Source organism: Paenibacillus sp. LK1 (assembly GCF_002750415.1).
GTDB lineage: Bacteria > Bacillota > Bacilli > Paenibacillales > Paenibacillaceae > Paenibacillus > Paenibacillus taichungensis.
In genome coordinates this window covers 214,536-240,154 of the sequence record NZ_PEII01000004.1, presented here as the reverse complement: position 1 = coordinate 240,154, position 25,619 = coordinate 214,536, and the positions used below count along the sequence as shown (strand labels likewise).

Annotated in this window: 22 protein-coding genes; 7 read left to right on the top strand and 15 right to left on the bottom strand. The window is 47.9% G+C overall.

Annotated elements, in window-relative coordinates:
• The first annotated feature begins 202 nt into the window (after positions 1 to 202).
• The 3 genes from CS562_RS10870 to CS562_RS10860 all read left to right on the top strand — a co-directional run bounded on the left by CS562_RS10870 (position 203) and on the right by CS562_RS10860 (position 4,248).
• Positions 203 to 637: a MarR family winged helix-turn-helix transcriptional regulator gene (locus CS562_RS10870; RefSeq protein WP_076290263.1), complete on the top strand. Its 435-nt coding sequence runs from the start codon at positions 203 to 205 to the stop codon at positions 635 to 637.
• A 70-nt stretch (positions 638 to 707) separates the two neighbouring features.
• Positions 708 to 2,429, top strand: coding sequence for an ABC transporter ATP-binding protein (locus tag CS562_RS10865; protein ID WP_076290264.1), 1,722 nt, complete (start codon positions 708 to 710; stop codon positions 2,427 to 2,429).
• Complete coding sequence (locus CS562_RS10860) at positions 2,422 to 4,248, top strand: ABC transporter ATP-binding protein (RefSeq protein WP_099855606.1); 1,827 nt, start codon at positions 2,422 to 2,424, stop codon at positions 4,246 to 4,248. The genes CS562_RS10865 and CS562_RS10860 overlap by 8 nt, the downstream gene beginning before the upstream one ends.
• A gap of 101 nt (positions 4,249 to 4,349) precedes the next feature.
• Here the strand turns inward: CS562_RS10860 and CS562_RS10855 are convergent, their stop codons facing one another.
• On the bottom strand, positions 4,350 to 5,921 hold the full coding sequence (locus tag CS562_RS10855) for an ATP-binding protein (protein ID WP_257219452.1): 1,572 nt from the start codon (positions 5,919 to 5,921) through the stop codon (positions 4,350 to 4,352).
• 259 nt (positions 5,922 to 6,180) lie between these two features.
• Here CS562_RS10855 and CS562_RS10850 point away from each other — a divergent pair, with 259 nt between their 5' ends.
• A complete protein-coding gene (locus CS562_RS10850) occupies positions 6,181 to 6,516 on the top strand; it encodes a hypothetical protein (protein ID WP_076290269.1) in 336 nt (111 codons plus the stop codon).
• Between the two features lie 72 nt (positions 6,517 to 6,588).
• Here the strand turns inward: CS562_RS10850 and mglC are convergent, their stop codons facing one another.
• The 6 genes from mglC to CS562_RS10820 form a co-directional block, all read right to left on the bottom strand.
• The gene (gene mglC / locus CS562_RS10845; RefSeq protein WP_099855604.1) at positions 6,589 to 7,608 is read right to left on the bottom strand and encodes a galactose/methyl galactoside ABC transporter permease MglC; all 1,020 of its coding nucleotides are present in this window, start codon (positions 7,606 to 7,608) and stop codon (positions 6,589 to 6,591) included.
• A 14-nt stretch (positions 7,609 to 7,622) separates the two neighbouring features.
• Entirely contained in the window at positions 7,623 to 9,128 is a 1,506-nt protein-coding gene (locus CS562_RS10840; RefSeq protein ID WP_099855601.1) for a sugar ABC transporter ATP-binding protein, read from the bottom strand.
• Between the two features lie 74 nt (positions 9,129 to 9,202).
• Complete coding sequence (locus CS562_RS10835; protein ID WP_076290272.1) at positions 9,203 to 10,264, bottom strand: galactose ABC transporter substrate-binding protein; 1,062 nt, start codon at positions 10,262 to 10,264, stop codon at positions 9,203 to 9,205.
• Between the two features lie 121 nt (positions 10,265 to 10,385).
• Positions 10,386 to 11,564, bottom strand: a complete 1,179-nt coding sequence (locus CS562_RS10830) for a sugar ABC transporter substrate-binding protein (RefSeq protein ID WP_180287096.1) — start codon at positions 11,562 to 11,564, stop codon at positions 10,386 to 10,388.
• Complete coding sequence (locus CS562_RS10825) at positions 11,554 to 13,362, bottom strand: cache domain-containing sensor histidine kinase (RefSeq protein ID WP_373561721.1); 1,809 nt, start codon at positions 13,360 to 13,362, stop codon at positions 11,554 to 11,556. The genes CS562_RS10830 and CS562_RS10825 overlap by 11 nt, the downstream gene beginning before the upstream one ends.
• 2 nt (positions 13,363 to 13,364) lie before the next feature.
• Entirely contained in the window at positions 13,365 to 14,984 is a 1,620-nt protein-coding gene (locus tag CS562_RS10820; RefSeq protein WP_099855594.1) for a response regulator, read from the bottom strand.
• A gap of 216 nt (positions 14,985 to 15,200) precedes the next feature.
• On the opposite strand from CS562_RS10820, the gene CS562_RS10815 reads away from it, so the two are divergent.
• Positions 15,201 to 15,722 carry a hypothetical protein gene (locus CS562_RS10815; protein WP_099855592.1) on the top strand — a complete coding sequence of 174 codons (522 nt, stop codon included), beginning with the start codon at positions 15,201 to 15,203 and terminating at the stop codon, positions 15,720 to 15,722.
• Between the two features lie 63 nt (positions 15,723 to 15,785).
• Here CS562_RS10815 and CS562_RS10810 read toward each other — a convergent pair whose 3' ends face one another.
• A complete protein-coding gene (locus CS562_RS10810; protein WP_099855590.1) occupies positions 15,786 to 16,712 on the bottom strand; it encodes a tyrosine-type recombinase/integrase in 927 nt (308 codons plus the stop codon).
• A gap of 170 nt (positions 16,713 to 16,882) precedes the next feature.
• On the opposite strand from CS562_RS10810, the gene CS562_RS10805 reads away from it, so the two are divergent.
• On the top strand, positions 16,883 to 17,083 hold the full coding sequence (locus tag CS562_RS10805; RefSeq protein WP_062320808.1) for a cold-shock protein: 201 nt from the start codon (positions 16,883 to 16,885) through the stop codon (positions 17,081 to 17,083).
• A gap of 74 nt (positions 17,084 to 17,157) precedes the next feature.
• Positions 17,158 to 17,430: an HU family DNA-binding protein gene (locus CS562_RS10800; RefSeq protein WP_053783990.1), complete on the top strand. Its 273-nt coding sequence runs from the start codon at positions 17,158 to 17,160 to the stop codon at positions 17,428 to 17,430.
• 280 nt (positions 17,431 to 17,710) lie between these two features.
• Here the strand turns inward: CS562_RS10800 and CS562_RS10795 are convergent, their stop codons facing one another.
• The 7 genes from CS562_RS10795 to CS562_RS10765 all read right to left on the bottom strand — a co-directional run bounded on the left by CS562_RS10795 (position 17,711) and on the right by CS562_RS10765 (position 25,601).
• Positions 17,711 to 18,511 carry an ABC transporter ATP-binding protein gene (locus CS562_RS10795; RefSeq protein WP_062320810.1) on the bottom strand — a complete coding sequence of 267 codons (801 nt, stop codon included), beginning with the start codon at positions 18,509 to 18,511 and terminating at the stop codon, positions 17,711 to 17,713.
• A gap of 60 nt (positions 18,512 to 18,571) precedes the next feature.
• A complete protein-coding gene (locus CS562_RS10790) occupies positions 18,572 to 19,708 on the bottom strand; it encodes an ABC transporter ATP-binding protein (RefSeq protein WP_083678983.1) in 1,137 nt (378 codons plus the stop codon).
• 4 nt (positions 19,709 to 19,712) lie between these two features.
• Positions 19,713 to 20,549 carry an ABC transporter permease gene (locus CS562_RS10785; protein WP_063567844.1) on the bottom strand — a complete coding sequence of 279 codons (837 nt, stop codon included), beginning with the start codon at positions 20,547 to 20,549 and terminating at the stop codon, positions 19,713 to 19,715.
• 1 nt (position 20,550) lies between these two features.
• Positions 20,551 to 21,561, bottom strand: a complete 1,011-nt coding sequence (locus CS562_RS10780; protein WP_063567843.1) for an ABC transporter permease — start codon at positions 21,559 to 21,561, stop codon at positions 20,551 to 20,553.
• An 89-nt stretch (positions 21,562 to 21,650) separates the two neighbouring features.
• Positions 21,651 to 23,462, bottom strand: a complete 1,812-nt coding sequence (locus tag CS562_RS10775; RefSeq protein WP_099855589.1) for an ABC transporter substrate-binding protein — start codon at positions 23,460 to 23,462, stop codon at positions 21,651 to 21,653.
• A 208-nt stretch (positions 23,463 to 23,670) separates the two neighbouring features.
• Positions 23,671 to 24,357, bottom strand: coding sequence for a response regulator transcription factor (locus CS562_RS10770; RefSeq protein WP_099855587.1), 687 nt, complete (start codon positions 24,355 to 24,357; stop codon positions 23,671 to 23,673).
• Positions 24,357 to 25,601, bottom strand: a complete 1,245-nt coding sequence (locus tag CS562_RS10765) for a sensor histidine kinase (RefSeq protein WP_099855586.1) — start codon at positions 25,599 to 25,601, stop codon at positions 24,357 to 24,359. Before CS562_RS10765 ends, CS562_RS10770 begins: the two co-directional genes overlap by 1 nt.
• Positions 25,602 to 25,619 lie beyond the last annotated feature (18 nt).

Sequence of the window (25,619 nt, the reverse complement as noted above, 5' to 3'; positions counted from 1 at the left end):
TTATTAACATTTTGTTATTAACAATAAGATAATAACAATCTAACATATCTTTTTGTCCTCGGTCAATATTTCCCATCTCCTTAAAAAAATCCATTAGAGCACTCTCAGATATCCTTCCTTGGGATGTCAAAAATCGCTTGACGATATGTCAAATGAAACTTATCATTTAGTTAGTCGACTAATTAAAAGGATGGAAGCGCTTATGAAATCAGATCGAAATGAACGGTTAATGGGACAGTTATCAGAACTCGTCAAGCTACAGCGTTACAAGGCTCATGAGAAGCTTGTCAACCACCCTGAGTTATATCCTGGACAACCGCCGCTGCTGTTCCAGCTTGAACGGGAAGATGGTCAGACCCAGAAACATCTGGCCGAACAGCTTCGCCGCGCCCCTGCAACGGTAACGGTAATGCTGAAACGTATGGAAAGCTCGGGGTTTATACGGCGTGAAGCTGACCCGAAAGATCTGCGCAGTCTGCGTGTCTATCTGACCGATCAGGGCCGTGCTGCGCTTAAGGAACTGAGAGAAGTATTCCAGGAGCTTGATCGCCAAGCCCAGAAAGATTTTACACCTGAAGAATCGCAACTCATGGCAGCGCTCGCCCAGCGCATGGTTCAGAATCTGCGAGAATATTAATTGAGATTCATCTATCTTCATCAATATTTGCAACATGATTATTTCATATCGAATGAGGTGATTTTTCCCATTGTGGACGTTAAAACGATTTCTTACCCCGTATAAGTCAGCAGCTATTCTTGCTCCGCTGCTCATGGTCCTTGAGGTTGCCATGGACCTGCTTCAACCCAAGCTGATGTCCAGCATTGTGGATGATGGTGTTCTTGCAGGGAACCTGTCCCACATCGTGACTACAGGTTTATTTATGCTTCTTTTTGCGTTAATCGGATGGGTTGGCGGTGCAGGCTGTACGCTGTTTTCAAGCAAAGCTGCCGTTGGATATGGCACTGATCTGCGCCAGGAATTGTTTGATCATATCCAGAAGTTTTCGTTCCGTAATCTGGATACCTTCCAGGAGGGCTCGCTTATCACTCGCCTGACGAGTGATATCACCCAGATGCAGACCTTTGTACAGATGCTTCTGCGTATGTTTATCCGTTCGCCGATGCTGATTATCGGCAGTATTATTATGGCGTTTACAATCAGTGTCAAACTGGCGCTCATTCTCATTTTGTCCGTGCCGATTCTTTTTATCATCTTATATATCCTGATATCCGCTTCCTATCCGCTGTTCGCCAGCGTTCAGAACAAACTCGACAAGGTGAACGCGGTTCTTCAAGAGAATCTGGCCGGCATTCGTGTCGTCAAAGCTTTTGCACGTGCGCGTCAGGAGAAGAAACGTTTCCAGCAAGCCAATGAAGATTATACCCATACGGCAGTGAAAGCCTGGCGCATCGTATCGCTGAATGCACCGGTATTAAGCCTGATGCTGAATGCAACCATTGTAGCGGTACTGTGGTTTGGGGGCTTTCAGGTAGTAGGAGGCGATATTGCCGCCGGAGATTTGATTGCTTTTATCAACTACGTAACGGTTGTACTCTCGTCGCTCACTTCAATCGGCATGATGATGATGAGCTTCTCCCGCGCCAAAGTATCTGCAACACGAATCAACGAGGTGCTTCACACCCAGCCTGATATTCAATCGGGAGATGATATGTCTCGTAAAGGAGCAGGTCAGGTGGAATTCAGGGATGTCTATTTCCGCTATGATGGAGAACATACGCTCTCTGGAATTACACTGACGGCTCGGCCGGGAGAAAAAGTGGCCCTGCTCGGATCTACAGGATCAGGCAAAACCTCGCTTGTACAGCTGATCCCCCGCTTGTATGATGCCTCACAGGGTGAAGTGCTCGTGAATGGAGTGAACGTGCGTAACTGGGATCTCCAGGATCTTCGCAGCCGTGTGTCCATCGTATTACAGGAATCCATCCTGTTTAGTGGCAGCATTCGGGATAATATCTGCTTCGGCAGACCTGATGCAACGGAAGCTGAACTACGTGCCGCAGCTCAAGCGGCAGCGGCCGATGATTTTATTATGAATCTGAAAGATGGATATAACACGGAGTTGGGCCAGCGCGGGGTCAATCTCTCAGGTGGGCAGAAACAACGGATTTCTATTGCCCGTGCCCTGCTCATGCAACCGGAGGTTCTGATTCTGGACGACAGCACCAGTGCCGTCGATCTGCGTACCGAAGCAAGCATTCAGAAGGCGCTGCATTCACTAATGAAAAATAGTACGACCTTCTTGATTGCACAACGGATCTCTTCTGTAAAAGATGCAGACTGTATTTACGTGCTTGATGAAGGAGAGATCGTGGCAAGTGGTACACATGAACATCTCATGGCCCATTCGCCACATTACCAATCCATCTATTATTCGCAGCAACGGAAGGAGGATGTTCAATTTGGCTAAAAACGCTTCTTCCTCCAACCATCAGACCGTTGTCCCACCGATGATCGGAAGACCTGGGCCACCCGGCCGAGGTCCGGTTCCCAAAGTAAGAGCCAAGAACGCCCGGCACGCCATCATTCGAGTGTGGTCATACATGGGACGTCATCGCAAAGGGGTTATCACCGCTCTAATACTGACGGCTCTTGGAACGTTACTTAATCTGGCAGGACCTTATCTGCTTGGCCGTGCGGTCAATGAACATATCGTTCCCAAAATTACGGACGGTCTGCTGAAAGACTGCATGTTATTACTGTCCGTATACGTTCTCGGCTCGTTTATGATGTGGGCTCAATCCTATGTCATGATCGGTGTCTCTCAACTGACTGTGAAGGATTTGCGTCATGCTCTGTTTTCACGGCTGCAGCAGCTGCCGATCAGCTTTTTTGACAAAAATCAGAGCGGTGATCTGATGAGCCGGGCTACCAATGATATCGATAACGTGTCCACGACGCTGAATCAAAGTGTAACTCAATTGATGTCCAGCGCCATCTTGCTGGTTGGCTCCCTGTCGATTATGTTAGCCCTGGATGTCCGTCTGACACTGCTCAGTCTGGTCACGGTTCCCCTGATTACGATCGCCACTCGGCTGATCGCTTCAAGAACACGCAAACATTTTACCGCCCAGCAAAAGTTGCTTGGTGAGCTTAATGGCTACGCTCAGGAAACCATTGCCGGACAAAAGGTGGTTGCAGCCTATAATCGTCAGGAGCAGGCACAAAAACATTTTCAAAATTTGAACGAAAAGCTTCGCACTTCCAGTACCCAAGCTCAAAGCGTATCAGGTCTGGTCGGGCCAACGATGAACGTTATGAACAATATCGGCTTTGCCATACTGGCAGCCGTAGGTGGATGGATGGCTTATCATGATCTGACGTCCATCGGGCTGATTGTAAGTTTCCTTGCTTACTCCCGCCAAATTGAGCGGCCCATCAATGATTTGGCGAACCAGTACAACCTGATTCAGGCAGCTATTGCAGGTGCTGAACGTGTATTCCACATTATTGATACACCAAGTGAATACGTGGAAGAACAGAAGAAACAACTGCAGCAGATTCAGGGTAAAGTTGTATTTAAAGATGTATCCTTTGGGTATAACTCCGAGAGGGAGATCTTGAAAAAGGTCAGCTTCACCGCCAAGCCAGGCGAGATGATTGCACTTGTCGGCCCGACTGGGGCGGGTAAAACAACGATCATCAACCTGCTGCCCCGTTTTTACGAGATTACGGGCGGACGGATTACGATTGATGGCTGTGACATCTCCGAACTGGAGAAAGACCAGCTAAGGCGCGAACTTGGCATTGTGTTACAGGATGCCTATCTGTTCTCCGGCACCATTCGTGACAATATTGCCTACGGCAAACCCGATGCAACGGACGAACAGATCCAGCAAGCAGCGAAGTTGGCAAATGCCCACTCCTTCATCCGCAAATTATCGCAGGGTTATGATACCCCGATCATTTCCGGTGGCAGCAATCTGAGTCAGGGACAGCGACAACTGTTAACCATTGCTCGTGCCATTCTTGCGGATCCTGCAATTCTAATTCTGGATGAAGCGACCAGCAGCATCGACACACGCACCGAAATGCAAATTCAGGAAGCGATGCGCACCTTGATGAAAGATCGCACCAGCTTTGTCATTGCCCATAGATTAAGCACGATTCGTGAGGCCGATCAGATTCTGGTTATTGATGACGGCAAGATCGCCGAACGAGGCAGCCATGATGAGTTGATGCAACAGCAAGGTTTCTATTATCAGTTGCATCAGGGTCAGCTTACCTGATTGGGTTCGTGTTCATTGATGATTAAAACACAGAAACACAAACAAAAACGCCGCATTAGGTTCTTCTGGAATCCAAATGCGGCGTTTATTTTTTATTAGAATTATGCCCCAATAGGTAAATGAAGGGTGAATGTAGAGCCAATCCCCATTTTGCTATGAACGGTAATTTTCCCATGATGATCCTGAGCAATTTTCTGACAGAGTGCCAGTCCAAGTCCTGTACCTTCCTCCTTGGTCGTATAAAATGGATTAAAGATCGTTGCTAGAGAGTTCTCAGGGATACCGCTGCCCGTATCGGTAATTGAGATAAGCGCTTTATCTCCATCATGTAACAGATCAATATGTACTTCACCCGGGTCTTCCATCGCTTCAAAAGCATTACGAATCAGATTAATCAGAACCTGCACGATCTTATCCCTATCCATATTGACTACGACCGGCTCGCTAGTCATCTCCAGTGTAATCCGGTGACCCCGAGACGCTGCATCCGATTCGGTTAACGACATGACCCGTTCAAGACAGAGTTCCACTCGTTCAGGTTTCATGTGATTAGCCTGTGGTTTGGAGAACTGTAAAAACTCAGCCGTCAGCTCTGTTACCCTTGTAATCTCTCCCATTATGACCTCATACCATGGTGCGATATTGAAGGCCTGTCCCCTTGAAAGCTGTAGGAAACCTCGAATGGCAGTCAGTGGGTTACGAATTTCATGAGCCATGCCAGCTGCCAGTTCACCAACAGACCGGAGTCTTTCGGAACGGAAGACCTCCTCTTCATTTTTTAACCATTTGCTCCGCTGCTGCTGAAACAGCCTGTCCTCCGCCACCGTGATAAAGTGCTGCAACGTCTCGGACATCCCAGGGTATAGGGAAATGCTGTAGTTTACTTGTAAGCCCCTTAACTCCCCGGACAGCAGTAACGCCATGCGTTCTTCGATATTTTGTATTTCAGGCAAAACGACAGCATACCGATCCCCAGCATACCGAGAAACGCCATATGCATCTGCAAACTGTTTTGAAACACTCTCGCCTGTCGCTTTGATTACATGACTCCAGTTGTCATCGACCTCTTGATCAAACCCGTTGAAATTCTGAATGTTCATGATAATCAGCAAAAATGATCGTTGCTCGTCCACCGTTTCCTTCAGTACATTCATATATCCCTCGTAGTTTAGCAATCCGGTAAGCGGATCATGGAGGGTTAGAAAATGATTTTTCTCCCGAAGTTTGCGCTTCTCTGCTTCGCTGTTAATCAAGGTATGATACAAAAAGATAATGACAATTGCAGTTAACATGTCAAACATGGACACCAGCAAATTATATGTATCTATCGTCACATACGAAAGCCGAATCACAGTATATTCAAACACAATCAACATTGAAATGGGTAACGTCTGCGTAACACGCTGTTTATCCTGAATCATCGACATGATGAGCAGGTAATACAACATATTACACCAGTTAAGTTCACTGAAATAATGGAATATGCCAAGAAAAATCCAATGGATGTTACGCAATACCGGATACTGTTTTTCCTTGTATATACTTGCTACAAATAACACACCAGCACATATCATTAACGCGAGATGGGAAGTAAGCCCTAGAAAATAAGAGGACAGGATAACAAGCAGACATCCGAGCGGGAAAATAACCATTTTCATCGTGTAACTCAGCAAACAGCCTCGCCCCCTTTGACAATACTCACATCTAAGATCCTATTCACATGTATTATATCGATAATGATTAGCTGATGTTGTCGATTATTGGAGGTTCGTCAAATTCACATGAATGTATAAATTTATAATTAAAATAGGACAAACGGTTTATAGGAAATGCACATTACGAAATAATGATCCAATTACAATGGTCATTACTGTGTTACAATACATTTAATGGGTTTATATAGAATATCACCCTGGTTATGGAGGGATAAACATGATACAACAAAGAAAACCTTTGGGCATCGGGACACTTTCTTTGCTTGTGCTTGCTATAGGGTTTGCCTTTAATTTTTCCTGGGGCACAGCAAAGGTGCAAATCAGCCACTATTTGTTTAATCTACTGAACTTGCCTATCTATAGCGATGGTCATCAAGGATTTCACATTCCCTTTATGGTAGCTATAATCTTTTGGTTATCTTCCGTTTTGATCGCACGCAAATACCATTCTCACTTTGGTACAAAAGTAGCCTACAAGGTCGGTGGTTTCATGCTGATCTTTAGCGTTATGATCTTTCCACTTTACGGTATAATATGGGTTATATTTCATTAAAAGAGCAAACAAGCATAAAGCCAGCTCCCCTGTCATTTCAGGAAGCTGGCTTTATGCTTCATTACTAAACCTCTATTTTTTCGCCATATACTTGCGGATATCAAATGCCACCGCAGCCACAATAATCAACCCTTTAATAATTAGCTGCCAGTAAGGACTTACACCGATAAAGGTCAGACCATAGTTGATAACTCCAAAGATCAGCACCCCTGCCATAACACCAGGCACCGTACCGATACCACCCGCTGTGGAGACGCCCCCCACGACACAGGCCGCAATAGCATCCAGCTCATACATGTTACCGTAATTGTTCGTTGCCCCGCCCGTACGCGCGGCTTCCAGCACACCGCCCAATCCATACAGGGCACCTGCAATGGCATACAACGCAATCAGGTTGCGTGCCACATGAATGCCGGACACATGCGCAGCCTGAATGTTGCCACCGATGGCATACATGTTCTTCCCGAGACGGGTCTTGTTGAAGACCACCCAGCAGATCAGCGCAACCGCTACAGCAATCAATACGATATACGGAATGGAATAACCACCGCCAAGATCAATGTAACCAGAACCAATAACAGTAAAATCGGGCCTCAATCCACCAATGGGTTGTGACTGATTGGGCTCTGTATCAAAATAAATCGAGTTCAGGCCATATACCGCAACCATCGTACCCAGTGTCGCGATAAAGGGTGGAACATGTAATTTGGCTACAATGATGCCGTTGACGAGACCCACTGCCAAGCCTGCGATGATTCCGATAGCGATTGGCAATCCTACCCAATACTGTGGCAGATCGGGAAAGAACCGATTGGCATATTCGTCGATTTGCAGCATGGATGCGGAGACAACAGCCGTTAGCCCAACGACCCGTCCTGCCGACAAATCGACCCCGCCCGTTACCAGGATAAACGCCGCCCCCAGCGCAATGATGGCCCGTGTGGAGGACTGTTGTAATATATCCCGAAGTGTAGAGAAAGCAAGAAAGTGCGGATCGGCAATGGCAATGCCAATGACGAGCAGGATCAGCACAATAAAGATCGCGCGCTGCGCTACATACTGCTTCACCTGATTGATAACCTGTGTATTCATATGTTCCCTCCTGACTAAGCCATCCGCTGCTGTGCGGCCAGCCTCATGATATCCTGCTCTGTTGCCTCGGCACCGTCCACGATTCCGGTGAGCCGCCCTTCGCTCATGACCATAATTCGATCCGACATGCCCAGCAGTTCGGGCATCTCCGAGCTGATCATAATAATGCTTTTGCCCTGGCGGGCCAGTTCCGTAATAATGGTGTAGATTTCAAATTTGGCACCCACATCAATCCCACGTGTCGGTTCATCGAGCAGTAGAATTTCAGGGTCAGTCAACAACCATCTGGCCAGAAGTACCTTCTGTTGATTACCACCAGAAAGGTTTCGAATCAGCGTGTTAACTGAAGGCGTTTTAGTTCTAAACTTCTGAGTTTGTTCGCGTGCCTCATCTCGGCCTTTCTTCTCATCCAGCAGACCAATCCGATTCCGGTAACGTCCGAGACTCGCAATAATCGTATTTTCATACACAGATAACACTGGAAAAATTCCTGTGACTCTTCGCTCCTCGGTAAGCAGGGCAATGTTATGACGCTTTGCTGCGGCAGGTGACTTAATCTTCACCTTGCGCCCATGAATGGAGATCGTCCCTGAAGCAAGTCCGCGCAAGCCGAACAATGACTCGATCAATTCCGTCCGCTGTGCCCCAACAAGGCCGCCGATGCCAAGCACTTCGCCTTTCCTCAATTCAAACGTCACATCACGGAACGAATTCGGCTGGCTCGAGGTTAAGCCTTCTGCCTTCAAAATCACTTCTCCAGGTACATTCGTCCGTTCCGGGAACCGTTCATCCAGATCACGTCCAACCATGCGGGTAATGATCAGATCAGTCGTTAAATCGGCAGCATCCCAGGTACCCACCACAAAACCATCCCGCATAATCGTGACCTCATCCGAGATCGTCAGAATTTCCTCCATCTTGTGCGAAATGTAGATAATAGACACCCCGCGACTGCGCAGCTGATTAATAATGGCAAAGAGCTGGTCCACTTCCTTGCCCGTGAGCGAGGATGTTGGCTCATCCATCACGATGACTTTAGATTGAAAAGAGACCGCTTTGGCGATTTCCATCGACTGTATTTTGGAAACGGATAAAGTCCCCGCCTGAGCCTTCGGATCAATGTCCAGATTCAAGTCCTTGAACAGAGCCAGTGTATCGGCATACATTCGTTTCTCATCCACCAACAACCCCCTCATTGGAAAGCGTCCCAGCCAGATGTTTTCCATCACCGGACGATGTGGCACCGGGTTCAGCTCCTGATGAATCATCGATATGCCATGCTGAAGCGCCGCTTTCGAACTCGGAATGTCCACCTCCTTGCCGTCCATCCGAATCGTCCCTTCATCCGGGCGGTACATACCGAATAGGCATTTCATCAGCGTGGATTTGCCCGCTCCGTTCTCTCCCATCAGCGCATGAACCGTACCCGGCTTTACCTTCAATGTGACCTGACTTAGTGCCTGCACACCCGGAAATGCTTTGGATATTCCGTCCATCTCCAGCAGGTAAGGTGATTCCATCTTTCATCCTCCCCTTCCTTAAACCCGGCAAAAAAAGGACGCCATCTCATGACGGACGTCCCTGTTTGCTGCTGTTATTGGGCGTCGGCAATGTTGTCTTTCGTAATTTTTTTGTAGGCAATCCAAACATATTTGCCATCCGTAATGTCATAACCCGTATTTTCCTTCGTTGGTGTCTCACCTTTCGCGAGTACGGAAGCGAGTGCAACCGTTGCTGCGCCCTGGTTCTTGGCATCATTCAACACCGTGCCCAACATCGTACCGTCCTGAAGGGCCTGAATAGCCGGAGCAGTTGCATCCACACCCACAACAGGCATCGTTTTGCCGTCTTTGAAGTATCCGGCTGCTTTCAACGCTTCAATGGCTCCAAGTGCCATGTCATCATTGTTAGCCAATACTGCTTCAATCTTGTCTCCGTGGGAGGCAAGGAACGCCTGCATTTTCTCCTGGCCTTTGACCCGATCCCACATCGCCGTGTCTTCCGCCAGCGCTTCCACTTCAATTCCGGCATCCTGAATTGCCTGTACGGAATATTTAGTCCGCAGCTCAGCGTCCTGGTGGCCAGGCTCGCCTTTCAGCATGACGTATTGCAGTTTGCCGTCCCCGTTTTTATCTGCTTCCGGGTGGGCCTTCCAGTAGTCCACAATGAGCTGACCGGAGATCGTGCCGGACTCTTCCGCCTTGGCTCCAACGTAATACACTTTATCCCACTTGTTCATGTCTTCGGCAACCGGCTCACGGTTCAGAAAGACAACCGGAATGCTGGCCGCTTTGGCTTTGTCAATAATGACACCTGCTGCGGTCCGGTCAACCGGATTCACAGCCATTGCGTTGTATTTCTTGGATACAAACAGATCGACTTTCTCATTCTGGGTCGGCTGTGCGTTCTGGCTATCCACGATATCGAGTGTGGCTTTACCTTCCGCTGCTGCGGTCATTGCATTCCGTACACCCGTCATGAACGTGTCATCGAACTTATAGATCGCCACGCCAATCTTCGGCGTTTCCGTTCCTGCGGCCGTCTGACCTCCTGTATCTGTTCCTGTACTTCCGCCTGCGCTGTCTCCGCCACTGCTGCACCCCGCCGCCGCAACCATACACGCTGTAAGCAACAATGTCATCCACGTTTTCTTCATATCCTAATGACCTCCCCCAAGTTCATTCGGCTTTACCGATGTCTTTATTATGAAAGGGTTTACAATAAATTCGAATACAATATCTTCCTCTGTTTTATCGAAATCTTCCTCAATTGAACCTTTACTGTACAAAAGGAAACAACAACTTCTGATTATCCATCCAGAACATATTGTCCGTACTGACCAGCTTCGTTTCCAGTGTTACCCTGGCTTGCACCTGTTGGTTGTTCAACCGTGCAACGGCCTGATTCACACCAAGATAACCTGCACTGAATCCATTTTGCACAATCAAGTGCTGAATTCTGCCTTCCTGTAACTGCTCTAACTGCTGCTGTTCACTGCCAAATCCCACAATCTTCACCTTGTTCCCATTGTTCTCGGACGTACGTCGATTCAGTTCATCCGCTGCCCCCAGAGAAGCAGGTTCCTGAAGGGCAATCAACCCGTTCACCTGCTGCTGGTCAAGCAGTTGCTTCGCCGCCTGCCAGCAAGCATCCCGTGTGCTGCATACGGATTGGGCCTCCACATGAATGTCCGGGTATTGAGCCAGTGATTCCTCTATTCCTAGCTCCCGGTTAATCAGAACAGGATTTACAGGATCAGGACCAAGCAGGGCTATACGTCCTCGCCCTCCCAGAAGCACAGCCATGGCCTGACCCGCCTGCCGTCCAGCTTCAACGTTATCTATCGAGATAACACTTGTTATGCCTTTAACAGGAAATTCATCATTCAACAAAATGACGGGAGTAATCACTCCGTTGGCATCTTTAGTCTGTGCCTTCTGAATGATGTCGCTGAGTGTCTTCTCACTCAAGGGATCGATCAACAGGGCCGATGCTCCCTGCTCCAGTGCCAGTGATACCGCATCCACCTGGGCTTGTTCACGCTCGCTCAGTGAATAAGTCCCATTTTGCAAATGCTCTTGCTTCACCTTTCCCTGTTCTGCTGTGAAGTCAGGGTTAGAAGGCGCGTAAGTTAACCCTTCCGAGGGGAAAGCCTCCACCGTAATAAGCTCCGCTCCCGCTTCTTTGGCAGCCGCTTCGGCCCCAAGACGTATCGCTTCTGCGAGTTCTCCGGTTCCCGCTGGCGTAATCAGTGCAATACGCGGCGGCGATCCCGCCGGATCAGCATTCGACATACCGCACGCTACACATAACAGCAGGCAACAAATTGCTACTGTCATGGCCATATAACGAAGGAGAAGAACTCTCATCCGTATGACTTCCACGCGAGGGCAGATGTTTATTTTCATAACGGGATGCCCCATCCAGTCCGTTCTATTGATCTTATTAGCTTTCATGAGCATCGTCCTCCTCTCGTTCCGATTGGATCGGAATCCGAATCCAGACGGTTGTTCCTTCCTCCAGCTCACTCTCAAATTCAAGACCGTAAGCTTCGCCATAATAGAGCTGAATTCGATCATGCACATTGCGTACAGCTACACCTGATCCTGCACCACTTTTCACGATAGGACTGCCCATTAGAAGTTTCGACATCTGCTCTTCCGTCATGCCGACCCCATTATCCGTAATACGAAATACCAGCTTGTCGTCCTCCCGGTATACACGAATCTCAATACATCCCTCGTCCATATGATATTCAATGCCATGCACGATCGCATTTTCAATGAGTGGCTGAAGCAGCAGCTTAAGTGTCAGGTTGTCCAGCGTATCTTCATCCGCCTTCATGATAAAATTGAATTTGCGCTTGAACCGCATTTGCTGAATCGTCAGGTAATGGTGGGCGTGCTCCAGTTCTTCCCTGACCGTAATAATCGTTTTGCCTTGACTAAGACTGATGCGAAACAATCGGGATAACGAAGTGATCATCGTAATGACTTCCTCATTCCGGCTCATGCCCACCATACGCACTACTGAATTCAACGTGTTGTATAGGAAATGTGGATTGATCTGAGCCTGCAAAGCTTCCAGTTCGAGCCGACGCTTCTGTTCCTGTTCATGAATGATTTCATTCATCAAGGTCCGGATTTTATAGACCATCAGGTTAAAACGACGGGATAAACGTTCCACTTCCAGTGGCCCCTCAATAGGAAGCTCCACGTTAAAATCCCCTCGCTCCACGGCCTTCATCTTTCGTTCCATCCGCCGGATCGGACGTGTCAGACTGGAAGAGAGGAATAGCGAGACGAGGATGACCAGTACCAGCACAACCAGCAGTACTCGAATCAGATATCCATTGACCTCCTGGCGGGATGTCATGATCTCATCCAGATAGGCCACACCTACGATTTTCCATCCGATATTGGCGACAGACTTGACCGCATTCAACCTTTTCTGCCCATCCGCCTCATCTTCATAGCTGCCGGTTGCAACCAGTGCCTGTTCGATATTTTCACTTTTGAGCCCCATGTACATTAATTGCTGCTGCGGATGGTAGACGATATTGCCCGCACTTTCGTCGATAATGTAGACGTATCCCCGCTGCCCCAGACTGACCCGGCGGCTCAGTTCGTCCATTTGTTTGAAGTTGATATCCACCAGCAGAATGACCTGACGATCCTGACCATTTTGGCGTACAGTAATGCCTTTGCTCATGGAAACGACCCATTTGTATGGGCCTGTGTACATGTTCTGAATATGAGGCAGCGAGAAACTAAGGTGATCCGGTACTCGGAGTGCAGATTGAAACCACCCTTGCTGTGTCACATGCGCACTCGGTTTTAATTCAGCTGAAGGTCTATTCTTGAGCAGATGCCCTGTTGAATCCAACAAAGTAATGGAGATGATATCTTCGCGGCTGCTGAGCAGCGTATCGAGCTGTTTATCTACCTGATCCCCTTCCCACGTACCGTCCCGCAGCATATGTTCTTCGATGGCTCGATACAGATGCGACATGCTGCGGACATAATCTTCCAGATTGTAACTGACCTGATCCACGATCTGCCTCGTCGTCAGCTCCGCACTTCGCTCCGCGGCCTGCGTGAATTTGTCATGAAGCAGCATCGCCATGATGGTCAGCACCAATACAATGAAGACAGAGAAGGACCATGTAATAATAAAGCGGATACTGCTGACTCTTGATGAACGAAGCCTGGACCGAAGCTTGAGCCAAAGGGATCTTATCCATCCGGCAAACATTCTCATCGACTTGTGCCTTCACTAGCTGTTAGTGCAGTCTGTTTGCGATATTCTTTGGGCGAGACGCCGATATGTTTTTTGAAGCAAAAACTGAAATAATTCGGTTCCGCGAAGCCTACCTGACCAGCAATTTCAAACGACTTCATCTCTGTGGATCGAAGTAATTCCTTCGCCGCCTCCATCCGGATCTGCATCAGATATTGCAGGAAGGTAAGCTGTACTTCTTTTTTGAAAATGCCACAAAAATAACCCGAACTGATATGCAGATGCCCACATACTTTCTGAATGGACAAATCTGGATCGTCGTAGTGTTCTTTGGTAAACGACAATGCCTGTTCCACAATATCCTTGTATACATGCTGCCTTCCGCTGGCAATGCGATGTTGAACGAGCAGACAAACCTCGCTCACCTTACCTTGCGCCTCAGACAACCCAGGCAAACGGAACAAATCGGCATACAACTGGAACCCTGCCCCAAAAATGTCCTCCATGGCCTCGCCCGATGCCTGGGCTGCCTTCCAAACGTTTGTTAAAACTTCAATCAGATACAGTTGAATGTCACTTCGCCCATGCTCCACCGTAATTTCCCGGAAAATGATCTCTAGCGCGTCCTCCAGCTCCGCCTGCGTACCCGCTTTCAGACAACGTGTCAGCGTTTGCTGCTTCAACTCGTCAAAACGCAATTTGCCCGCCGTCTGCCGTTCCACATCTGCAATATAGATAAGTGGATCAGTCCCCGGTACAAGCCGATAATCCAGTGCCAGTAGTGCATCCTCATAGGCATGCTTCACACCTGCCAGTGTGTTCACGATTGAGCCCGATCCAACAGTGGCAGGGATACGCAGATAGTGATTGATGCTGCGCATTACATTTTCCAGCGCCTGCTGCTGTCGTTTCTCTCCATCTTCTCCACCCCACCGATCTACATAGAGCAGCACAATCGTCTCCTGATGCATAAAAGCATGTCCGGCCCCATGTTCCGTCCATACCTCTGCGGCAATGTTTAGCGCAGCGAACTGCTTTAGCTCCGCATCCGCGGATTGTTCTCCGTCCATATGCAGAGTTAATACGGATACACCATAACGTTCACCGTGCAGATCCAGTCCACATTGCTTTGCTTTGCCATGGATATATTCCGGCGATTTTTGCCGATGCAGCAAAGTGGCCATCAGGTCCGCCTGTAACAAGGGCAGGCTTGTATAATAATGGTCACGCAGCTGCTGTACATCCTCTCGTTCGGCCACTTCAGCCGCCATCTGCGCACGCAATCTTGTAAGCAGTTCTGTCAGATGTCCCGCCGAGAAAGGCTTCAATAAATATTCATCCACACTCAGCGAGACCGCTTGCCGGGCGTAGTCGAATTCATCATATCCAGTCAAAATCACCACTTTCACAAGCGGATTTCGTTCCCTAAGCCTTTTGGCAAGTTCAAGTCCATCCATAAATGGCATGCTGATATCCGTTACCACAATATCCGGCTCCACTCGTTCCGCCATCTCCAGTGCTTCTCGTCCATTCTCCGCCAGACCAACTATGCGCAGATCGAGTGCTTCCCAATCTACCTCTACGACCAACCCTTCGCGTACATCCTCTTCATCATCCACCAGCAATACCCGGTACACGTCAGATTCCTCCTTTATTTAAGGGGCCATAAGCCCAAGCAATAATGTATATGTCGATATGATCCAAGGTTGCCATCATAATATACAATATAAATTTAATTATGTAATCGCTTACTTTTGAGATGATAAGATTGATATAATGTGCGCTCACAAACAAACATATGGTAAATTATTGAAAGTGGTTAACTATGAAATAGGATAGGAGTCTATTAACTGATGAATTACTTGAAATCCGTAATGATAACGACCGGTATTGCCGCAATATTAATTTGCAGTGGTGCAATCACGGAGACGATTCGAACCGATCGATTAGAAGCATCCACCGGGTCTTCACGCTGGGAGAACCAACCTCAAGAACTTCAGGAGAAGTTAACAAAATCATGGAGCGGAGGAATAGAGGCGATACGTAACACGCTGAATGAGAATAGTGAAAATGAGAATATAACTGAATGGAAACTGTTTTACAGTTTGGAGGATTCATTAAACACCCTTCCCAATCAAGAGCACTCTTCCTTCATCACTGCCTTTTATAGTAACGAACGAAGAACCATGCTGGAAACCAGGGATATCATGCCTGCCTTGCTTTTACATCCCGATCATACAAAGGCAATACTTTATTGGGAAAAGCATGATGGAACATATGCCATTATTACACTAGAATCGCAAATCAATGCAAACAACAAACCTGAATGGGATGTAAGTCATTCTTGGATAACCAAACAGCCCTCATCCACTTGAAGTGGGTCAGGGCATTGATCTCTTATCCATTCGTAATCCCTTATAAAGAGTTCTGCATGTACTTTAATCCGGTTCCGTTTCTCCATCCTCTTTTGCTGATAAAGATAGATTGGCATTTAAACCCTTCACATAAATCATCGTGGTATCCGGATTGATATGTCCCATCATTTCTGCCAATTGATGCAGTGGTGTATGCTCGGCCATTGCGTATCCGAACCGATGACGCAGATCATGGGAACTTAGCCCTTCCAGACCGGCTGTAGTCATCACCTTTTTGATCAAATGGCGCAGCGCCCTCTCCGTTAAGCGATCACTGGTTTTCTCGGAAGGAAACAGGTAAGGACTACCCGGTGCGAGGCCAGCCATGTATATCTTCAACAAAGCAATACATGTCATGTTCAGCGGAATTTTCCGTTGACCGTTTCGTTTATCGGCCCGTACGGTAAGTTGCCCGCTTCTTTTGCCCAATTCAATATCATCGGGAGCGAGATTGCATATCTCCATCGTTCGCATACCGGTATGATACATGAGCGTAAGGATGGTCTGATCCCGAAGCGAGTTGCCGTCCTCGACCGCAGATATGAATGATTGTTCTTCCTCAGTTGTCATTCGGCGGGGGCTGACCTTGTCTTCCGGAATGAATTTCAAAGGTTTGGAAGGATCACTGTTGATCCTGGATTCCGATGTAGCCCACTTAAAAAAACGCTTCAATGTAATCAGTCTGCGATTAATGGTAGATGGCTTCAATTGCATTACTTTTTGAGAATCTTCCCGGTAACTGACCAAAGTCGATGTATGCACTTCTTCGATATGAAATGAAATCTCTTCACCCCGAGAATCATTCCCTTTATACCATTCGGTAAAATGCTTCAAATCACTCGCATATTCCTTCAAGGTTTTAGGAGTCAATTCTCCCTGGATCGTAAGCATATGTATGAATTCCTGAACAACCATTTCCCCTTGTACCGAAGTACCAGATACCTTATCCATTAGAAAAAACCTCCAAATCTTGACTTATATTAGCGGACATGGTATTATCATATTAATCGATACATTAGCGGACATCAAGTCTGTGGGTTGAATATACCTGATTAGCGTTGATTTCTAAAATTAGCCTTTTCAAAATGGTCGTTTAAAAACTTATTTTTTGGAGGAACTACATGCAAACAGGTACAGTGAAATGGTTTAACGCGGACAAAGGATTTGGCTTTATCGAAACTGAAGAAGGAACAGACGTATTCGTTCATTTCAGTGCAATTCAAGGCGACGGTTTCAAAACATTGGATGAAGGACAACGCGTCCAATTCGAAGTAACTCAAGGTAACCGTGGTCCACAGGCTGAGAACGTTACTAAAGTTTAATTATATTAAAGCTGCCTTGTACAAGGCAGCTTTTTGTTTTATTACATCCAAAAACGAAAAGCGAGGTATGACAAATGGATAAAGAACAATTGATCACAGAAGTAGCCAAAAACGGCGGATTCTCCAAAAAGAACGCTGAAAAGGCCGTAACAGTTGTACTGGATTCGATTTTGGAAGCATTAAAAGAAGGCAAAGAGGTTCAACTGGTTGGATTCGGCAAATTCGAAGTGCGTAATCGTGAAGCACGTATGGGGAAAAGCCGTCGAACTGGTAAGGAAATTCAACTTCCAGCAGGTAAAGTTCCCGTATTCACTGCAGGATTAACCATGAAAGAAGCTTTAAACTAAACAGCAACAACAAGATTGGAAAAGAGGTTTTTATTCAAACACACAATGAACATTTTGATGTAAATTTCGTGTTTTCTACGGTTGATGATATCATTAACTTTTATTCCGGCAAGCAGACAAACCAGAATAACGCGGAAGAACACACCCATTCAACACCCCCATCAACAGAGTCTGCACAGACGCCACAACCACCCACTCGCTAAAATGAACCTTTCATCTTGGACAATAAGAAGCCCTGTTCCGCTCAAAACGGTCCAGGGCTTGATTTGTGTTTTTTGTGTCAATCGAGCACCCAGGGAGAATGAATTTTGGGTACGTCATTGATTAATTGTTTGGTATAAGGATGCTCCGCATGGTGAATAACTTCCTCCGCTCTCCCCGCCTCCACCATTCGTCCATGCTCCATAATACAGATCGTGTCGCTCACATAATAAGCCAGACCTACGTCGTGCGTAATAAACACAATGGTCATGCGGTTCTCGTCGCGCAGCTTGAGCAGCATATCCAGAATCGTTGAACGCGAGCATGCATCCACCATGGACGTCGGTTCATCGGCGATCAACACCTTAGGATGCAGCATGAAAATGCGGGCAATCATGAGCCGTTGCATCTGTCCACCGGACAGTTCAAACGGATATTTGTTATATAACTCTTCGAACTTCAAGTTGACGAAAGAACAGGCTTCCTTCATTTTGGCATATTCCTCGTCCTTGTTCAGCTTCAATCCCTGAAGTTTGATACAGTCTACCAGCAGCTTTTCCACCCGGTGAAATACGTTGAACGAAGAGAACGGGTCCTGGAAAATGGCCTGGATATCCTTCCAATAGGCTTTACGCTCACGATACCGCTTCAGTTGTCTAGGCTTGCCATCGTATTCGATCGCTCCACCCGTTTCCTTGAGCAAACCCATGATCATTTTCGCGAGTGTCGTCTTGCCACTGCCGCTCTCTCCGACAATGGAGATAATCTCCCCTTCATGAAAATCAAAGCTCACATCGTCCACCGCTGCCTTTTTGCGATTGCCTGTACCGTACACCTTGGTCAGATGGCGGCCGCTGATCAGTACCTTGCCCATCGCCATACTACCTCACTCCTTTCGGGAGCCTTGATCCGAGCCCATTAAAACCCAGAGAGAATCGTTTCATTGGTCTGCACTATCATCTGTGGCAGTTCGAACATCTTGGATTACATCTTTGTTTAAGCCGCTTTCCTCCTGATTTTGTTTCGTCTCCTGGGAATGTTCGTTAATGCTCTCCTGCTCAAAGTGACCGTCCTGCTCCTGCTCCCTGATCTGCTCCAGCATCTCCGGTGTCAGAAGACAGCGATATATGCGCCCATCGACTTGAATGTTCTCAATTTTCCCTTGGCGGCACTCGTCGGTCACCAGTGTACAGCGCTCTGCAAAGCGGCAGCCTTCCGGCACATTCTTCAGATTCGGTGGCGCACCGGGAATCGCCGCCAATTTATGCTCCTTCATGCCCTCTTCCGGAACAATGATGGAACCCATCAGCTTGCGAGTGTACGGATGCAACGGATTGAAAATCATCTGCTCTGCCGTGCCTCGTTCCACAATCTCCCCGGCATACATCACCATAATTTCATCCGTGACATGGTACAGCAACGGCAGCTCATGTGTGATGAACACCAGTGATTTGATTACTTTGCGCTTCAACAAATCCTTCAACAGTCGAATGACCGCCTTCTGGGAGGTTACATCCAGTGCCGAAGTAGGTTCATCCGCAATAAGCACGTTGGGATTCAGAATCGTTGAGATAGCGATAACCGTTCGCTGCTTCATGCCGCCGGATAATTCATTTGGATACATATCCAGTACATCCGGCGACAGATTCAATGATTGGAAGCGCTCCGTAGCCATCTTCCGCACATCCGACCGTTTCATCTCCGGACGATGCTCCTTCATGATATCTTCAATAAACCTGATAATACGCAGCGTTGGGTTCAGTGCATTCATGGCTGCCTGCGGAATATAAGCAATTTCCTTGCCCAGAATGCGCGAACGAAGCTGCTCTTTGTTTAGCTGCATAATATCGGTACCATTGATGCGGATCGAACCACTGCCATAATGAAGCGGCGGGAAATAAAAGCCCATCAGGCTGAGCGCCAGCGTTGATTTTCCACAGCCCGATTCACCTGCAATGCCCAGCGTCTGCCCCTCTTTCAGTCCGAACTCCACCCCGTCGACGGCAAAGACGTTCTCCTTGAGCCGGGTACGGTAATAGGTTTTCAGACCGCTGACCTGAAGTATAGGTTGGTTCATGGCCTTAGCTCCTTATTTTCGGATTGAAAATTTCGTCCATGCCCGTATTCATCAGATAAAGCGAGAAGGTAATGACGGCAATTGCCAGCGCCGCAGGAATGAAAGCCCACCACGCCCCTGCTACCGGCGCTTCAAACACAAGTGCCCAGTTCATCAGAATGCCGAGCGAGATCGTATTATACGGCCCCAGTCCCAGCATGGAGATGGAAGCTTCGGACAGAATGCCCGATGCCGTCTGGAGCACAAAAGCCATCACCACATAAGACGCGATATACGGCAAAATCTCATGGATAATGATACGCGGCGTACTGTGTCCCGAAATTTTCGCAATATGCACATGATCCCGGCTGCGCAGAGATGTCGTCTGGGCTCGCACAGCCCGGGCCGTCCAAGGCCAGCTGGTTATACCGATAATGATCGCCGTTACCAGGGAACTGCGTGAATCAATGCTGACCGAGATCAAGATCAGGATGATGAACGAAGGAATAACAATGAAAATATTGGTGATCGCCGTCAGAAAGTTATCCAGCATTCCCCCGATGTATCCCGACACCAGGCCCATAACCAAACCGATAACGGTAGCAAACACACCTGCAATCAGCCCCACACGTACGGATGTCTGGATGCCATACATCAATTCAAGGAAGATGTCCCGTCCAAAATTGTCCGATCCTAATAACAGGCCATCGCCAGGTGGCTGGAACGCCATTGCAATCATCTCAAGGGGGTCACTGCGATTAATGAGCGGATAGATCGTAACCAAGAGCAGCATGCCGACAAAAGTCACCGCACCGATCATGAATTTGGGTGACTTCAGCAAAATAGAGATCGAATGCTTCATATCACTGTTCCTCCATTTGAGCGGCCTTGATGCGCGGGTCAATGAAACCGTAGATGACATCAATAGTGAAATTCGCAAGCAATACAGCAATGGCAATCAGCAGCGTACACCCCGAGATTAGTGGATAATCCAGCTGCCTTATGGCCGTGAACAACCATGTGCCGATGCCCGGATAACTGAAGACAATCTCACAGATGAGTGAACCGCCGACCATCGTACCGATGGAGAGCGCAAGTCCCGTAATTTGCGGCAGCATGGCGTTACGGAACACATAACGCGCAATTCGGCCGTCGCGAATACCCAGCAGTTTGCTGTATAACACATAGTCTGAATTCAGCTCATAGATGGACATCTCCCGCATGCCAATGGCCTGACCACCAATGGTCACAAGCACAATGGAGAGAAACGGCAAGGTATGGTGGCGAACCACGGACATGATGAAGTCGAAGCTTAGCTGCGGCACCATCTGGAAGTCATATCCGCCTGATAAAGGGAACCATTTTAGTGATAACGCAAAGACATACAGCATAATAATAGCCAGAGTAAAAAAAGGAATGGAATTGATAAACAATGCTACCGGAAACAGTACTTTATCAAAAACACCCTTCCGGTACGCTGCAATCGCACCGAGCAAATTACCAATGATCCAGCCGACCAGGATGGCCGGAAGTTGAAGCCCCACCGTCCAAGGGACGGCGGAGGCCAGAATGTCCGTCACAGGCTTCGGATACAGTCCAAAGGACGTGCCCAGATTGCCAGTGAACAGATTTTTCAAATAGATGCCGAATTGGGTCCATAGTGGCTGATCAATGCCGAATTCAACCGTAAATGTCTCATACACCCGCTTGATGGAATCCGAGTCGGTCATCCCTGACGTCATTTTGGAAGCGATCATGCTCACCGGGTTACCTTCAATTAGTCTTGGCAAAATAAAATTCAGTCCGATGGCGATGACCAGGGTCAGGCCGTACCAGAATACTTTTTTGGCGACATATCTGGAATAGGCATTCATAGGATTTAGCACCCCCGAGTTTAGCGGATAAGGGCCTTATGTCTGAAGTGGCGTGTCACTTCATCATGTCCTGATTCAATATGAGTTCCTTAATTGTGGATCTGATATAATGCCTTAATACCTGCACCGTCCATCGAGATTTGCGGCGGAATGTTGGTTCCATCTCCTTCGGTCGGGAAACCTTTCCAGACTGATTCGTTCACCGTGTCAAACACCCATGGTCTGTACATCAGCGGAATGGAAGGGATATCTTTCAGCCAGATCGTATTTAGTTCGGTATACAGTGACTTCAGCTTCGCCTCGTCAGACACAGATGGAATCTCTTCAATAATGGCGTCTGCACGGTCATTTTGATAACGTCCCCAGTTCCAGAATGCCATCTCACCCATTGGGGCAACCCCTTTGGAGTACATGATTGTCATCGCGCGGTTCCATGGCTGGCTTGGGCTGACCCCGCCTGCAGGTGTGTTCATGATGATATCGAATTTGCCGGTTTGCAGATCATTGGTCCATACCGGGGATTCCGGGAATTTGGTACGAATTTCAATCCCTATGGCCTTGGCGCTCTGCGCTACGATCTCCAGGGCAGCGTTCCAGTCAGACCAGCCGTAAGGACATTCAACCTCGAAAGGTCCGAGGCGTGTGCCGTTAAGAACACGGATGCCGTCTTTGCCTTTGGTTGCTCCAATCTTGTCGAGCAGAGCGTTGGCTCCTTCAATATCCATCGTCCACTGCAAAGACTTGATGGCATCTTGGTCAATATATTTGGACTCGGCGTCCGAGTTCAAGGTCAGGGAAGGCTGCATTGGTGCGGAATATCCGCTCATGGCCAGCTCCGAAATTTTTTCATAGTTGATGCTCATGGCTATTGCACGGCGAACGTCAGCATTATCGAGTCCGGCTTTGGACAGATTGAAGAAAATGCTTGGCATGGAACCGGGCAGATAATACGGCGCATCTTTCAGATACGTTTTGACAGCAGCCCCGCCTTCCCACATCTTCCACACTTGAGGGATGAACTGCTGGGAGACGTCCACTTGCCCACTCTTGAACGCCAGATCTCCTGCGGCATTATCCTTGTAGATTACATGGGTGATGTACTTCGGTGCAGGCAGCTTGCCGAACAATTTCTGTCCCCAGTAGTTGTCGTCACGTACAATCGTAATTTTCTGGTCGTTGTAAAAGTGAAGCTTATATGCTCCGGTTCCCACCGGATTATCATTAACCTCTTTGCGAATCGCGGTCAGATCATTATTGTTCTTCTTCTCGATCTCTTCCCAGATATGCTTCGGCAGCATCGGGATCAGTTCAATGCTGTCCAGTACAGTCAGCTTGTTGGGGTTATCAGGATTCAGTTTAATTTCCACGGCCTGCGCTCCATCCGCTTTCACTTCACTGATGTAGGTCCAGAAGCTGCTCCAGTTGATATCGTATTTTTTGCCCAATTCATAGGTGTACACAACATCATCTGCTGTAAAAGCCGTTCCATCGCTCCACTTCGCATCCGCATTCAACTCAATGCGCAGCGTGGTTTCATCAGTCCATTCATACGAATTGCCCAAGAGAGGTTCAAGGCCACCGTCAAGCTGGTTCACCATAAACAGTGTCTCGTACACCAGTTCCCTGGAGTTGCCGTAATTCACTGGGAATGCGGGATTTCCGCTCAACAGATTGAAGTTGGTTGGTGGCCCCCATTGCAATCCATTGATATACAAGGTCTCATTACGCGGAGTCTCCTTGTTGGTCTGTGGTGCAGGTTCGTTCTGGGTTGTCGTGGTCGGTGTATCCACCGTCCCTTGTGGTTCGCTTACTGATGGTGGCTGAACACTTTGGCATCCGGCAAACAATGTGACCGACATGAACAGAGCGACGAGCGGTGTGGCAGCTCTTTTAAATCGCATTCTGAACCCCTCCGTGAATTCATATTGATGTTATTGGAAGCGCTTACTTAAAGTTATTCTATGACTTATCTCACACCAAACATTCCATCTCTTTTCTCAATTTTGAGACATTGTTTTTGCGGACAAACGAAATAACCAGCTCCGCATAGGGCAGCTGGTTATTTACCGAATAATGATTACTGATCCACAGAAGGCCAAGAAGAACGGTTTACTTGACGTATCCATTACGAATGGCAAAGACGACCGCCTGTGTGCGGTCTTCCACCTGAATCTTTTGCAAAATACGATGCACATGAGTCTTGACCGTACTCTCTCCAATAAAAAGCTTGCGAGCAATCTCCTCATTTCGTAATCCATAGGCCATCTGCTGCAAAACCTCCAATTCCCGTCCGGTAAACGGTTCCGGCAATGGTTCGTTTGCTACCGTCTCCTTCACTGAATCCGAATGACTCGGGGTTGAACGAATGGCAAGACTGATTACCTTGGCTGCCACCGCCGTGCGGTAAATGGCTTCCCCCCGGTATGCAGCACGAACCGCATCAACGAGTTCATCCGGCGCCGCATCCTTGAGCAGATAACCAACAGCTCCGGCACGTATTCCTTTGTACACATAGTCCTCATGATCGAATGTGGTCAGGATGACCACTTTGCAGTCAGGCAGTATCTTCATTAGCTCCGCTGTCGCTTCCAGTCCGTCTCCTGCTTCCATCTGTACATCCATCAATACGACATGTGGACGAACCTCTGCTGCCAAACGGACTGCTTCATGTCCCCCGCCCGCTTCGCCTACCACTTCCATATCCTGCTGTGCATTAATAATAAAACGTAAGCCATGCCGGACCAGATGCTGGTCATCCACGAGGAGTACACGTATTTCCTGTATGTCCTGCTCCATTAGTGTTCATCACCTCCTATAATCTCCTTCACATCTTGAGGAATAGTCAGGGTTAACTTCATTCCATGTGGATCGACTGCATCAATGGATAAGGAACCGCCTGCCCTTTCACATCTTGCTCTCATACTTGATAGTCCGAAACCGGGAGAGATCGGATTTTCTTTGCGATACATTCCGTTATCTTCCACAATCATATGTAGCTGGTGCTCCTTCTCCAAGATGTCCACCTTCACTTGCGAAGCCTGGGCATGACGAATGATATTCGTTAACGCTTCCTGGAGTACACGATACAATAATTCAGACGTTTCTGGCGTCCAATGACTCGTCTGCTCTTGGGGGGTGAGTTTGATCGTGAAACCTGCCATCTCCCGTATCTCATTCACCAGACTCGTCAAGGCGACCAGCCCGAGGCCTGCTTCATTGCTGCCCATCTGATGAGCAACAGTTCGAACCTCCTGGAGACATTGTCGGACTACTTCAAGCACCGTACCCATCGCTTTGTCGGCTTCCGCTGCATCCATCTTCATCATATATGGCAATGCCTGAAGCTGAACAATAATGGAGGTCAATCGGTTGCCAACACTGTCGTGCAAATCCATCGAGATTCGACTTCGTTCTTCAAGTACGGCATACTGCATCAATCGCACGGTAGCCTGCTCCAACTCCTGATGTGTATCCTGAAGCTCCTGATGGGCCTGTGTCAGTTCAGCGTGCACCTTCTGCAATTCCTCATAATGTCGTTTGCTGTCCTCTCTGCTTTCCCGCCTGATTCTCGCAGCCCAGCATAGAATATAAGTTACAGCATGAGCCATCGAATATACCAGAATCTGATTGGCTTCGTATTCATCCATATAGAGAAGCGCTGCATTCCCGATGATGATAACGAATCCAAGCAACGAAGAACGATGTATAGGCAATTTTAACGCAGTATATCCGATGAGATAAAAGGTTAATTCAAATATGCGATACTCGGCCTCGAAGAACTGGGCATAGAGCAGCGTTACTATCCAAATCACCAATATTCCTAACGTTCGCATCCGCTCATTTCGAAGTGACTGTGGAACCCAAACCAACATAAGGTATGGCAGCCTAACGATCAATCCTGCAACCAACTCGGCCCACGCCAATTCTTTGAAGGGCTCGATCAGACTGTAAAGCAGCAGCAACGTTAAAATAATATCTGCGGTATGATCCAGTACCACCTTTTGAATCTGCATCCATTTTGAATCGTTCTGCATAGCCATCCTTTCCAATCCTAAAGT